The 13,065-nt window shown below is 70.1% G+C and carries 13 protein-coding genes; 8 read left to right on the top strand and 5 right to left on the bottom strand.

Features of this window, described 5'->3' with window-relative positions; translation table 11 throughout:
- Positions 1-354: 354 nt before the first annotated feature.
- The 4 genes from ACLQ2S_RS23385 to ACLQ2S_RS23370 are packed head-to-tail and all read left to right on the top strand — an operon-like array spanning position 355 to position 4,675.
- Positions 355-1,641: an ABC transporter substrate-binding protein gene (locus tag ACLQ2S_RS23385; protein ID WP_155218297.1), complete on the top strand. Its 1,287-nt coding sequence runs from the start codon at positions 355-357 to the stop codon at positions 1,639-1,641.
- Positions 1,638-2,621, top strand: a complete 984-nt coding sequence (locus ACLQ2S_RS23380) for a carbohydrate ABC transporter permease (RefSeq protein ID WP_309223299.1) — start codon at positions 1,638-1,640, stop codon at positions 2,619-2,621. Before ACLQ2S_RS23385 ends, ACLQ2S_RS23380 begins: the two co-directional genes overlap by 4 nt.
- A 1-nt stretch (position 2,622) precedes the next feature.
- Entirely contained in the window at positions 2,623-3,456 is an 834-nt protein-coding gene (locus ACLQ2S_RS23375) for a carbohydrate ABC transporter permease (protein WP_155218295.1), read from the top strand.
- 10 nt (positions 3,457-3,466) lie between these two features.
- Entirely contained in the window at positions 3,467-4,675 is a 1,209-nt protein-coding gene (locus ACLQ2S_RS23370) for an ABC transporter ATP-binding protein (RefSeq protein ID WP_425702873.1), read from the top strand.
- A 78-nt stretch (positions 4,676-4,753) separates the two neighbouring features.
- Here ACLQ2S_RS23370 and ACLQ2S_RS23365 read toward each other — a convergent pair whose 3' ends face one another.
- The 3 genes from ACLQ2S_RS23365 to ACLQ2S_RS23355 are packed head-to-tail and all read right to left on the bottom strand — an operon-like array spanning position 4,754 to position 9,201.
- On the bottom strand, positions 4,754-6,481 hold the full coding sequence (locus ACLQ2S_RS23365; RefSeq protein WP_425702871.1) for an IlvD/Edd family dehydratase: 1,728 nt from the start codon (positions 6,479-6,481) through the stop codon (positions 4,754-4,756).
- 15 nt (positions 6,482-6,496) lie between these two features.
- Positions 6,497-8,020, bottom strand: coding sequence for an aldehyde dehydrogenase (NADP(+)) (locus ACLQ2S_RS23360; RefSeq protein WP_309223297.1), 1,524 nt, complete (start codon positions 8,018-8,020; stop codon positions 6,497-6,499).
- Entirely contained in the window at positions 8,017-9,201 is a 1,185-nt protein-coding gene (locus ACLQ2S_RS23355) for a fumarylacetoacetate hydrolase family protein (protein WP_155218292.1), read from the bottom strand. Before ACLQ2S_RS23355 ends, ACLQ2S_RS23360 begins: the two co-directional genes overlap by 4 nt.
- Before the next feature lie 161 nt (positions 9,202-9,362).
- On the opposite strand from ACLQ2S_RS23355, the gene ACLQ2S_RS23350 reads away from it, so the two are divergent.
- Positions 9,363-10,121, top strand: coding sequence for an IclR family transcriptional regulator (locus ACLQ2S_RS23350; RefSeq protein WP_155218290.1), 759 nt, complete (start codon positions 9,363-9,365; stop codon positions 10,119-10,121).
- Between the two features lie 98 nt (positions 10,122-10,219).
- Here ACLQ2S_RS23350 and ACLQ2S_RS23345 read toward each other — a convergent pair whose 3' ends face one another.
- Together ACLQ2S_RS23345 and ACLQ2S_RS23340 are read right to left on the bottom strand one after the other, a co-directional pair.
- A complete protein-coding gene (locus ACLQ2S_RS23345; RefSeq protein ID WP_230462610.1) occupies positions 10,220-10,474 on the bottom strand; it encodes a flavin reductase in 255 nt (84 codons plus the stop codon).
- Positions 10,471-10,770, bottom strand: coding sequence for a hypothetical protein (locus ACLQ2S_RS23340; protein WP_425702868.1), 300 nt, complete (start codon positions 10,768-10,770; stop codon positions 10,471-10,473). Before ACLQ2S_RS23340 ends, ACLQ2S_RS23345 begins: the two co-directional genes overlap by 4 nt.
- Positions 10,771-11,077: 307 nt before the next feature.
- Here ACLQ2S_RS23340 and ACLQ2S_RS23335 point away from each other — a divergent pair, with 307 nt between their 5' ends.
- From ACLQ2S_RS23335 to ACLQ2S_RS23325, 3 genes are read left to right on the top strand one after another with little or no spacing between them, the layout of a single operon-like run.
- Positions 11,078-11,878 carry a helix-turn-helix domain-containing protein gene (locus ACLQ2S_RS23335; protein ID WP_155218288.1) on the top strand — a complete coding sequence of 267 codons (801 nt, stop codon included), beginning with the start codon at positions 11,078-11,080 and terminating at the stop codon, positions 11,876-11,878.
- Entirely contained in the window at positions 11,869-12,096 is a 228-nt protein-coding gene (locus tag ACLQ2S_RS23330; RefSeq protein ID WP_425702866.1) for a DUF397 domain-containing protein, read from the top strand. The genes ACLQ2S_RS23335 and ACLQ2S_RS23330 overlap by 10 nt, the downstream gene beginning before the upstream one ends.
- A 35-nt stretch (positions 12,097-12,131) precedes the next feature.
- Entirely contained in the window at positions 12,132-13,040 is a 909-nt protein-coding gene (locus ACLQ2S_RS23325) for a DUF2268 domain-containing protein (protein WP_425702864.1), read from the top strand.
- Positions 13,041-13,065 lie beyond the last annotated feature (25 nt).

Raw genomic sequence — 13,065 nt, 5'->3', positions numbered from 1 at the left:
GCGCCCGCTGGTTCCACCAACGCGCACGGCTAAGCAGGGACTACACCCTGGTCAGCTAGCAATTGGCGGCTGCCGTATTAGGGCCAGGGGGGATAGCGAGCGTGATCCGGACCACTCGACCGGATGTTTGAGTCGTCTCATCCTGGTGAGGTTTCGCGGCTTCGCAGCTAGGGCAGTGATGCAGCCAGCGGTGTTGGGGGCGGTGACCAGCTGGTCACCGCCCTGAGCGTTCCGCCGTGCGCCGGGGCACGGAGCCTTCCCGGCGTTGCCCACGTGCGAGGGGGAGGGTCATGGGCGAATGGCCAGGAGTACACCGGGCTCGACGTGCTGCCTCAGGGCGCAGCGGAGGTCGACATGAGCACGCGTGACCAGGTCCCGACCCGTCGTCGGGGCCGCGTCCGCGCGGCGGCGACGGCCGCGGCGCTGACGTTGGTGGCGCCGATGGCGGCTTGTGCCTCCGGCGGCGACGGCGGGATACCCACGATCAACCTTTACTACCCGCCGGAGCAGAACCTCCAGCAGGTGGTCGACCGGTGCAACACCGAGGCGGACGGGCGGTACCGCATCGTCAACCGGGTGCTGCCGCGCGAGGCCGACGAGCAGCGGGTGCAGTTGGTGCGCCGGCTCGCCGCCTCCGACGACGGCATGGACGTGCTCGGTCTCGACGTGACCTGGACCCAGGAGTTCGCCGGCGCGAACTGGATCCGGGAATGGACCGGTCAGGACCGCGCCGAGGTGGAGGAGGGCACTCTCGAAGGCCCGCTGGAGACCGCCCGGTACGAGGACAAGCTCTACGCCGCGCCGAAGAACACCAACGTCCAGCTGCTGTGGTACCGCAAGGACCTGGTGCCCGAGCCACCGGCCACCTGGGACGAGATGATCTCGACGGCGCAGCAGCTGCGGGAGCAGGGCAAGCCGCACCAGGTGCTCACCATGGGCGCCCAGTACGAGGGGCTCGTGGTGCTCTACAACACCCTCGTGGCCAGCGCTGGCGGCAACATCCTCAACGACGACGGCACCGAGGCGTTGGTGGACGAGGGCGCCGTGCGGGCGCTGGAGGTGTTGCGCAACTTCGCCACCTCCGGGGTGACCTCACCGTCGTTCAGCAACGCCACCGAGGACCCGGTGCGGTTGGAGTTCCAGAACGGCAGCGGCGCGTTCCAGGTGAACTGGCCCTTCGTCTATCCGGCGATGCAGGAGGCCAACCCCGAGCTGGCCGAGAAGGTCGCCTGGGCGCGGGTGCCCGGCGTCGACGCGGACACCCCGGGCCGGGTCACCATCGGCGGGATCAACCTCGCCGTCAGCCGGTACTCGCCGCACCCGGAGGAGTCCTTCGAGGCGGCCCGCTGCCTGCGTAACGCGGAGAACCAGAAGTTCTCCGCGATCAACGACGGGGTGCCGCCGACCATCGAGAGCGTCTACGACGACCCGGAGATGGAGGAGGCGTACCCGATGAAGGAGACCATCCTCGAACAGCTGCGGGATCCGGCGGTGCGGCCGTTGACCCCGGCGTACCAGAGCATCTCCACCGTGACCTCGGCGATCCTGTCGCCGCCGTCGGCGATCGACCCGGAGTCGACCGCCGAGGAACTGCGCGAGGCGGTCGCCGCCGCGCTGGAGTCGAGGGGAGTCCTGCCGTGAGCGAGCGAAGCACCCCGGCCGGTGCGGACGTGGCCACCGACGCCACCCGCAGCGGCCGATCCGTGGCCGAGCCGGAGCGTCGACGCGGCAAGGCGCCGTTGAGTGAGAACAAGCGGGCCGAGCGTCGGCTGGGCTGGCTGCTCTGCGCCCCGGCCGCGCTGGTCATGCTGGCGGTGACCGCCTATCCGATCCTGTATTCGGTGTGGCTGTCGCTGCAACGCTACGACCTGCGTTTTCCCGCCGAGCGGGAGTTCATCGGGTTGCAGAACTACGCCACGGTGCTGACCAACGAGTTCTGGTGGACGGCGTTCGGGGTGACCATGCTGATCACGGTGGTCACCGTGGCCGTGGAGCTGGTGCTCGGCATGGGGCTGGCGCTGATCATGCACCGTACGCTGATCGGGCGCGGCATCGTGCGGACCTCGGCGCTGATCCCGTACGGCATCGTCACGGTGGTGGCCGCCTTCTCCTGGCGGTACGCGTGGACGCCCGGCACCGGGTATCTGGCCAACCTCTTCTCCGACGGGGCGCCACTGACCGAGCGGGCCAGCTCGCTGGCGATCATCATGCTGGCGGAGATCTGGAAGACCACGCCGTTCATGGCGTTGCTGCTGATGGCGGGTCTGGCGTTGGTGCCGGAGGATCTGCTCAAGGCGGCCTCCACCGACGGCGCGACCGCCTGGCAGCGGTTCACCAAGGTGATGCTGCCGGTGATGAAGCCGGCGATCCTGGTGGCGCTGCTGTTCCGCACCCTGGACGCGTTCCGGGTCTTCGACAACATCTACGTGCTCACGTCGGGGGCCAACGAGACCTCGTCGGTGTCGATGATCGCCTACAACAACCTGATCCGGGGTCTGAACCTCGGCATCGGGTCGACGATGTCGGTGCTGATCTTCATCACGGTGGCGATCATCGCGTTCGTCTTCGTGAAGCTGTTCGGTACCGCTGCCCCGGGCAGCGACGACGGAGAGAGGCGCTGACATGGCTGACACCACCACCCGGGCCAAGGCGCGCTGGGGGCTGCTGGACCTCGCCGTGGTCGTGTTCGCGCTGACCCCGGTGCTGTGGATCATGTCGCTGTCGTTCAAGACGCCGGCGACGTTGACCGACGGCAAGTTCATCCCACGCGAGTGGACCCTGGAGAACTACCGGACGATCTTCGCCACCGACCAGTTCGTCCGGGCGCTGGTCAACTCCATCGGCATCGCGCTGATCGCCACCACCATCGCCGTCGTGCTCGGTGCGATGGCCGCGTACGCGATCTCGCGGTTGGACTTCCCCGGGAAGCGGCTGCTGATCGGCGTCTCCCTGCTGATCGCGATGTTCCCGCAGGTGTCGCTGGTCTCGCCGCTGTTCGAGATCGAGCGGCAGCTCGGCCTCTTCGACACCTGGCCGGGGCTGATCCTGCCGTACATCACCTTCGCGCTGCCGTTGGCGATCTACACGCTGTCGGCGTTCTTCAAGCAGATCCCGTGGGATCTGGAGAAGGCCGCGAAGATGGACGGGGCCACCCAGGCGCAGGCGTTCCGGCGGGTGATCGCCCCGCTGGCGGCACCGGGCCTGTTCACCACGGCCATCCTGGTCTTCATCTTCTGCTGGAACGACTTCCTGTTCGCCATCTCGCTGACCTCCACCGAGCGGTCCCGCACGGTGCCGGTGGCGCTGTCGTTCTTCACCGGTGCCTCGCAGTTCGAGGACCCGACCGGCGCGATCTGCGCCGCCGCCGTGGTGATCACGGTGCCGATCATCCTGTTCGTGCTGTTCTTCCAGCGTCGCATCGTCTCCGGCCTGACCTCCGGCGCCGTCAAGGGATAGGTGAGTACTCGTGGCTGACATCGTGCTCGACAAGGTGAGCAAGAAGTTCCCGGACGGCACCACGGCGGTGCGGGACGTCGACCTGGAGATCGCCGACGGCGAGTTCGTCATCCTGGTCGGCCCCTCCGGCTGCGGCAAGTCCACCACGCTCAACATGATCGCCGGCTTGGAGGACATCAGCTCCGGTGAGCTGCGCATCGGCGGGGAGCGGGTCAACGACAAGGCCCCCCGGGACCGGGACATCGCCATGGTGTTCCAGTCGTACGCGCTGTACCCGAACATGACCGTCCGGGAGAACATGGCGTTCCCGCTGCGGCTGGCGAAGCTCGACCGGGCCACCATCGACCAGAAGGTCGAGGAGGCGGCCAAGGTCCTGGAGCTGACTCCGTTGCTGGACCGCAAGCCGGCGAACCTCTCCGGTGGGCAGCGGCAGCGGGTGGCGATGGGCCGGGCGATCGTCCGGCAGCCCAAGGCGTTCCTGATGGACGAGCCGCTGTCCAACCTGGACGCCAAGCTGCGGGTGCAGATGCGGACCGTGGTGTCCCGGTTGCAGAAGCAGCTCGCCACCACCACCGTCTACGTCACCCACGACCAGACCGAGGCGATGACCCTCGGCGACCGCGTGGTGATCATGCGGGGTGGCGCGATCCAGCAGGTCGGCCCGCCGCAGGAGCTGTACGACCACCCGAACAACCTCTTCGTGGCCGGCTTCATCGGCTCACCGTCGATGAACTTCCTGACCGCCACGGTCGAGGAGGGCAGGCTGCGTACCGCCCTGGGTGACATGCCGATCGGCGACCGGATCCGCCGCGAGCTGGAAAGCGCGGACGCCCCTCGGGAACTGATCCTCGGCATCCGTCCCGAGCACTTCGAGGACGCCGAGCTGATCGACGACGAGGCCCGCCGTCGGGGCATGGAGTTCACCGCGCCGGTGGACATCGTCGAGTCGATGGGCTCGGACAAGTACGTCTACCTCGGCGTCGAGGGCGAGCGGGCCACCTCGGCCGAGCTGGAGGAGTTGGCCGCCGACGCGGGCGCGGCCGACTTCAGTGGTGCCGGGTCGAACCTCGTCACCCGGTTGTCGGCGGAGTCGACCGTCACCGAGGGGGAGGACCGGCGGGTCTGGTTCAACCTGGAGAAGATCCACCTGTTCGACCCGTCGGACGGCCGCAATCTGACCCTGCACGAGGGCCGCGCCGCCGGGGCCCTCGCCGACTGAGCCGACTGACCGGTCGCGACGACCAAGTGGGTACATCTGTTTGTCGCTGGGACGACAACAGATGTACCCACGACCGGGTCAGTGTGAGTGGCGGGGCACCGCGCTGCCGCTGCCACCGACCAGGAAGTCCAGATCCGCGCCCGTGTCGGCCTGCTGGACGTGCTCGCTGTACAGGCGTACCCAGCCCCGCTCGGCCACCAGCGGCGGCGGCTGCCAGGCGGCGCGGCGGTGCGCCAGTTCCGCCTCGTCGACCAGCAGGTCCAGTCGGCGCGCCGGGACGTCGAGGTGCACCAGGTCGCCGGTGCGTACCAGCGCCAGGGGGCCGCCCACCGACGCCTCCGGCGCCACGTGCAGCACACAGGTGCCGTACCCGGTGCCACTCATCCGGGCGTCGGAGATCCGGACCATGTCGGTGACGCCGGCGGCGAGCAGCCGTCGGGGCATCGGCACGTTGCCCACCTCCGGGAAACCCGGGTAGCCGCGTGGCCCGGCGTTGCGTACCACGATGACCGTGTCGGCCGTGACGTCGAGATCCGGGTCGTCGGCGGCGACGGCGTAGTCCTCGATCCGGTCGAAGACGAGCGCCGGACCGGTGTGCGTGAGCAGGTGCGCCGAGGCGGCGGAGACCTTCAGCACCGCCCCGGACGGCGCGAGTGACCCTCGCAGCACGACGGTGCCGGAGCCGGCGGGCTGGAAGGGCTCGGCGAGGGTGCCGATGACCTGCCGGTTCCAGCACTGGACACCGTCGATGGTGTCGGCCACGCTTTTTCCGCTCACCGTGACGTGGTCCAGGTGCAGCAGCGGGGCGATCTCCTTCATCACCGCCGGCACGCCGCCCGCGTACGCGAAGTCCTCCATGAGGTATCGGCCGGACGGCATCAGGTTGACGAGCATCGGAACGTCGGCGGTGAGCGTGTCGAAGTCGTCGAGCGACAGGGGGACACCGACGCGTCCGGCGATGGCGAGCAGGTGTACGACGGCGTTGGTGGAGCCACCGATCGCGGCGTTGACCCGGATGGCGTTCTCGAACGCCTGACGGGTGAGCACCGTGGACAGCCGCTGGTCCTGTTCGACCATGGTGACGATCCGCCGCCCGGCGGCGTGTGCGAGCGCGTACCTGCGCGAGTCGACCGCCGGGACCGCTGCGGCCCCGGGCAGTTGGACGCCCAACGCCTCGGTCACGCAGGCCATCGTGGAGGCGGTACCCATGGTCATGCAGTGCCCCTGGCTGCGGGACATGCAGACCTCCGCCTCCGCGCAGTCGGCCACGCTCATCCGCCCGGCCCGCAGTTCCTCGGTGAAGCGCCAGACGTCGGTGCCCGATCCGATGTCCTGGCCCCGGAACTTGCCGTTCAGCATCGGACCACCGGTGATCATGAGGCTGGGGAGGTCGACGCTGGCGGCACCCATCAGCAGCCCGGGTGTGGTCTTGTCGCAGCCGGAGATCAGCACCACGCCGTCGAGGGGGTTGGCCCGGACGAGTTCCTCCAGCTCCATCGCCAGCAGGTTGCGGTAGAGCATGGTGGTGGGCCGCATGAGCGGTTCGCCGAGGCTCATCGCCGGGAACTCCAGCGGCAGGCCGCCGCTCTCCCACACGCCCCGCTTCACCGATTCGGCCAGCTCGCTGAGGTGGGCGTTGCACGGGGTCAGCTCCGACCAGGTGGTGGCGATGCCGATCACCGGGCGACCGTCGAAGACGTCGTCGGCGAACCCCTGGTTACGCATCCAGGATCGATGGATGAACCCGTTGCGGCCCTCGGCACCGAACCACTGGGCGCTGCGCAGTGGTCGACTCGTCATCGACATCGGCACACCTTTCTGTCAACCGTGGCTGTCCGACCCGGGTGCAAGCCGTCCGTCGACTCGCCGGGGGATGGCGGTGTACTCGTCGCGCAGTTCCTCGGGTAGGAGCCATTCCGGGGCGTCCTGCCACGCCATTGGGCGCAGGAAACGTCGGATCGCGGTGGCACCCACCGAGGTGTGCACGGCGTTCGTCGACGGCCAGGGCCCACCGTGGTGCTGGGCCCAGGACACCCGGACACCGGTGGGGTAACCGTCGAAGACGAGGCGACCGGCGCGGGCCGCGAGCACGTCGGCCAGCCTGCGGACGACGTCGGGGTGGTCGCTCGGCCCCCGGTGCACCGACCCGGTCAGCGACGGCGGCACGACGGCCAATGCGGCGTCGAGGTCGGCGACGTCGCGGTAGCGGACCACGACCAGGAGCGGGCCGAAGCACTCCTCGGCGATCTCGGCGGTCAGGCCCGGCAGGTCGACCTCCAGCAGCGTCGGCGCGACGGTGAAACCCGCGCCCGCGTCGATCGGGGGGCGCGCCGCGAGGCGGGCACCGGCCCGCTGGAGGGATTCGGCCCCCTGCTCGTACGCGTCCCGGATGCGCCGGTTCAGCAGGACCACCCCGCCGGACGCGGTGACCTTGTCCCGGAGCGCCTCGACCAGCCGGTCACCGGCCGCATCGGACGCGACGAACGCCAACCCGGGCTTGGTGCACAGTTGACCGCCCGACCCGGTGAAGGAGGCGTACAGCCCGTCGGCGATCTGCTCGGCCCGGCTGGCGGCTGCCCCGGGCAGGACGACGATCGGGTTCACGCTGCCCATCTCGGCGTAGAGCGGCACCGGGTCGGCGCGTTCGTCGATGGCCGCCCCGATGGCGCGGGCGGCACTGGCCGAGCCGGTCAGGGCGACCGCCCGGATCGCCGGGTGGCGCACCAGCGCGAGACCGGCCTGTTCCCCGTACACGATCGAGGTGACCCCGGCGGGCCCACCGGTGGAGCGGACGGCCGCCTCGATCGCGTCGGCGCTGGCACGTGACGTCAGGGGATGGGACGGGTGGGCCTTCACCACCGTGGGGCAACCGGCGGCGAGCGCCGAGGCGGTGTCGCCACCGGCGACGGAGAAGGCGAACGGGAAGTTGCTGGCACCGAAGACGGCCACCGGCCCGAGGGGCACCAACATCCGCCGTACGTCGGGGCCGGGCCCGATCGGTGTGTCGGCGGCGTGGTCGATGGCCGCCTCCAGGTACCCGCCGTCGCGCAGCACCGCCGCGAACATCCGGAACTGGACCGCCGCGCGGGTGAGTTCCGTGTCGAGTCGGGTGTGGCTGAGGCCGGTCTCGGCCTGCGCGGTGGCGACGAGGTTCTCACGGCGGGTACCCAGGGACGTGGCGATCGCCTCCAGCACCTGAGCCCTGCCGAGTCTGCCGAGGTCGGCCAGCCACTGATTCGCCCGGGACGCCTGACCGACGATCGTCTCCACACCGGACTCGTCGGTCTCGGTGAGATCCGTCGGGCGTGCTCGGCCGTCGCGCGGGTCGATGGTGGTGACGTTCACAGCAGTCCTCTCCTCGCCAGGTTGCCCATCAGGTCGCGGACGCCGAACCGCCAGGGCTCGCACCGCTCGGCGTGCTGCACCCGGTTGACCAGGGTGCCGAGCGCCGGGCAGCTGATCCGCACCACGTCGCCGATCTGGTGGGTGAAGCCCTCACCGGGGCGGTCCCGGTCCTGGGTGGGCGCGAACATGGTGCCGAGCAGCAGAACGGCACCGTCGGGGTACTGGTGGTGCGGGCCGATCAACTGCCGCACCAGCGCCTCCGGGTCGCGTGACATCCGGGCCATCTGCGAGGTCGCCGCCAGGTGGAAACCGTCCACCCCGTCGACCCGCAGGCCCACGTCGAGCGTGCGTACCCGGTCGAGCGGGAACCGGGTGTCGAACAGCCGGATCATCGGACCGAGGGCGCAGGAGGCGTTGTTGTCCTTCGCCCGGCCGAGCAGCAGCGCCGAGCGGCCCTCGACGTCCCGCAGGTTCACGTCGTTGCCGAGGGTGGCGCCGACGATCCGGCCGCTGGACTGGATGACGAGCGCGACCTCGGGTTCCGGGTTGTTCCAGGTGGACGCGGCGAGCACGCCGACCTGGACGGCGGTGCCGACGGCGGAGAGGACCTGTCCCTTGGTGAAGATCTCGGCGTCCGGCCCGATCCCCACCTCCAGGTACTGACTCCACAGCCCTTCCGCGATCAGCAGGTCCTTGAGTCGCTCCGCCTCCGCCGAGCCGGGGACCAGGCTGTGCAGGTCGGCACCGAGGTCGGCGAGCATCCGGTGACGGATGTCCGCGGCGAGCGTCAGGTCGCCCCGGGCCCGTTCCTCGATGACGCGTTCGATCAGCGAGACGGGGAAGGTCACCCCAGCGGCCTTGAGCGCGTGCAGGTCGACCGGGGCGAGCAGTCGGGGTCGGGCGCGGTCCGGGTGCGGGGAGCCGGTGTTGGTGAGGATCTCGGCGAAACCGCCGACCCGGGGACCGTCCAGTTCGGCCACCGTGGTGGCGGGGTCGGGCAGCTCGCAGACGTCCCGCACGGTCGGGAAGTGGTGGCTGAGGTCGATCACCTCGCCGTCGCGGACGGTCACGGGTGAGGGCCCGTCGACGGTCGGATCCCAGATCCGACCGATGAGGACGCTGTGGTCGACGTCGTCCGGCAACGCCTCGGCGGCGGTGCCGAACCAGGGCTCCTGGCTCATGGTCACTCTCCCCGCGACAGGTCAGAGTCGCCGAGCTGGAAATCTGCAACGATCGTAGCGCTATGTGCAACGACGTCAAGGGCGTGTTGCGTCAGGCGCGGAGTGGCATTGCATATGATGCAACCAATGTGCGCTGAGCTGCCGTGGAGGGAAGCAACGTCGTGTCGCAATCGATTCGCCGCGCGGTCGACCTGATCCGCCGCACCGCGCAGTCCCCGCTGTCACTCACCGAGGCGGCGGAGGTGCTGGGCGTCCACAAGTCCACCGCCCTGCGGATCCTCCACACACTCGAAGCGGAGCGCTTCGTCCGCCGGACCGGTGCCGGGAGCTACGTGCTCGGCAGCGGCATCATCGAGCTGTCGGAACTCGCCCTCGGCTCGATGGACCTGCGCCAGTTCGCCGCCGCGCCGCTGCGGGCGCTCCAGCGCCAGACCGGCCACACCGTGCACCTGGCGCAGCTCACCGGCGACGAGATCATCTACATCGACAAGGTGGACAGCCCGGCCTTCGACGCGGTCAAGCTGCCGTCGCGGATCGGGCGTGCGGTCTCCAGCTACGCCAGCGCCGTCGGCAAGGTCATCCTGGCGTACCTGCCCACGGAGGAACGCGACCGCCTGCTCTCCCACGTCGTCTTCGAGCGGTTCACCGACACCACGTACGCCGACCGCGAGGCCCTGGAAGCCGAACTCGGCCGCATCCGGGAGCAGGGCTGGGCCGTCGACAACGGCGAGCACGACGCGTACGTGATGTGCGTGGCGGCGCCGATCAGAGATTCGCGCGGTCGGGTGATCGCCGCCGCCTCGATGACAGCGATCGAGGTCATCGCCAGCCTCGACCAGCTCAAGAGTGGTCTTCCCCTCCTGCTCGACACCGCGAACCAGATCTCCCGCGAGCTGGGCCACACCGCCGAGTCGGGCTGAACCGACGGCGGGTCGGGGGCGGGCCGCGTACGCCGCCGTCGGTCTCCGGGCCCGCCCCGGGCCCACGCCGGGGGAGGGCGCGGACCCGGGACGGGCGGCTAACCGGAGCGCACCGGCACCCAGTCGGTGAACCGCCGATGCAGGTCGGTCGGCGGCCTCCCGCCATCCGACGCGGCCAGTTGCTGGGCGGCCTCCTCCCGCAGGGTCACGAGGTAGACCATCAGGCCGGGCATGTTGCCCCGGTATCCGGCGAGCAGACTCAGCTTCGCCGGGGAACAGGGCCAGGCGATCCCGCACGCCCGGCAGCGCCAGGTCGGACGCGACGGCACGTGCTCGATCGGTCCGCCGCTCACCGGCACGCCCGCGCGGGACGCCGGCGGGGCGGATGCCGACGCGCGGCGTAGGGGACCGGTGCCACGTTCACCGGACGTAGCCCCTGCGGCATCACGAACAACTGTCGCTTCTGAGTCGCGTCGCCGTGCCGATCGAGCTGATAGCAGTCGATCCAGGTCCACCCGTGCGGCGGGTGCCGGTCGAGCAGCTCGCGGATCACCCGTACCAGGATCGGGTTGCCGAACTGCGGGGAGGCGTCCCGGGTCAGGAGGTACACGCCGGGGGTGAGCCGGGGCGTGCCGTCCTCGCGCGTCACCGGACATGGGCGCGGTCGGTAGGCCGGCCCGGCGCGGGTGCGACGTGGACGGGCTTCGGAACGGGCACGACGGACCTCCTCGGTCGGCACGGATCGGGGAGGGCCGCCCGAGAGTGCTCGCCCGTCGGGCGGCCCCGCGCGAGTCCCGTCGACGGGTGGTGCCACGCCGACGGGCTGCGCTGGTGACACTCTGGTATGGACACCACTACTCTCGGAAGGTGCTTCCGCTGTTCGGGCTGAGCTGGCGAAACGACCGCCGTCCCGGTGGCGACGCGGGTAGTTGACCTTCAAAGGTGGGGAGTCCTGAATGGCTGACATACCGAACCCCGTGGCCGCCTTCATCGTTGGCGAGATCCGCCGGGCGCGGGGCGCGGCGGGCATGACGCAGGAGGCGTTCGGGCGCGCCGCCGGGTTCAGCGCCTCCCACGTCAGCGCCGTCGAAGGTGGTACCCGGGCGGTGACGCTGGACTTCATCCGAGGAGCCGACCGCGCGCTGGGCAACGGTGGTCTCCTGGAGCGGCTGGCGACGAAACTCGGTGCACCCGCCTGGTTCCTGCCCTGGCTCGACGCCGAACGCAGCGCCACCCAGCTCCGCTACTTCGAACCCAACCTGATCCCCGGCCTGTTGCAGAGCGAGGCGTACGCCCGTGCCGTCCTACGGCTTGATCCCCGGCTGACCGATGACGAGGTGGATCGTCGGGTCGCCGGTCGGCTCGAACGGCAGGCGATCCTGACTCGGACGTCACCACCCCAGCTCGTCGTTGTCGTCGACGAGGGGGCGGTCCGTCGGGTCGGCGACGGGAGCGAGAAACAGATGGCTGAGCAGCTCTTGCACCTTGCCGCCTGCGCGGAGCGACCCAACATCAACGTCCACGTCATTCCAGCCGACGTGGGCCTTCACGCCGGGCTGTCCGGCCCGCTGTCCCTGGCGCACATGCCGGACGGCAGCTGGATCGGATACCTCGAAAACCAACTCGGCGGCGATGTCGTGCACCGGCCAGCTGACCTCGATACGCTCTTCCAACGGTGGGAGAGCGTCCGCACCGAAGCCCTGTCCCGGCGACAGTCCCTGGACCTCATCAAGGAAGCGGCGAACCAATGGATCTGAACGGCGCGCGATGGCGCAAGGCCACCCGCAGCGGCACCAGCGGCGGTAACTGTGTCGAGGTCGCCGACAACCTTCCTGGCGTCGTCGGGGTCCGCGACTCGAAGGACCCGACCGGTCCGGCGCTGACCTTCGCTCCGGCGGCGTGGCGTGCGTTCGTCGCCCAGGTCGCCGACCGGGCCCGAACGCACCGCCTTCCTGTCGCCGAGGTTCGAGGTTGACCTTGTCGTAGCGTCAATGTTTACCGTCGCTGGTCATGACGATCTCGGTGATGGACAGCGCCTCGGGGATGCGCCGCGTGTTGGCCGCGAGCCCGGACCAACGAGCGGACCTGGTACGCGAGATGTGGACGCCGATGGCGGGGATGTATCACTTCGTCCCCGGCGGCCTGGACCTGGCCGAGGTGCACCGACAGAACTTCGGGTTCGACTGGAACGGCCCGACCGGGCAGCTACAGGAGGGCCTGGACGCCCTGGTCGCCGCCGACGCGTGGACCCGCCTGACGAAGGCCCTCGACGCCGGGGCCGCAGCCCTGCGGGCCGCCGATCCCGACCTGGAGATCCCCGACCTGACCGTGCTGCTCGTGCTGGGCGATCCCACCAACGGCCACTTCCTCGACGAGGCGCAGGGACTGTCCGGGTTCGGCGGCATCAGCGGCTACATCGCCATCACCGTCTGGCCCACGCCACGCGTGCTCGACCGGCTGGAGGCGATCGCGGTGCACGAACTGCATCACAACGTGCGGTACTCGCCGGGCGGTGTCGACTGGGATCCGGGCACGGTGACCGTGGGCGAGCAGGTCATCTCCGAAGGGCTCGCGGACGTGTTCGCGGCCGAGCTGTACGGCGACGCGGGCTACACCCACTTCGTGAGCGAGCAGACGCGTACCGATGACGAGGTCCTGGCGAAGGTCGTGACCGGACTCGGTGTGACCGGGATGCAGAACTTCGCCGCCTGGGTGCACGGTGACGCCACCGCGCGGCTCTTCGGGGGCGAGCCGGTCGGTCTGCCGACCGGGGCCGGGTACGCGGCCGGTGCACGGATCGTCCAGGCGTACCTCGACGTCACCGGCACGACGGCGACGCAGGCCGTCCGTACTCCCACAGCCGACATCCTGCGCATCGCCCTGCCCCGGCTCGGCCGCAGCGCCGACGCGGGACACTGAGCGGATCGCGGCGGCGGGAGCCCGA

This window comes from Micromonospora sp. DT48 (genome assembly GCF_049844495.1).
Classification (GTDB): domain Bacteria; phylum Actinomycetota; class Actinomycetes; order Mycobacteriales; family Micromonosporaceae; genus Micromonospora.
This window is presented reverse-complemented; position numbering and strand designations above follow the sequence as displayed.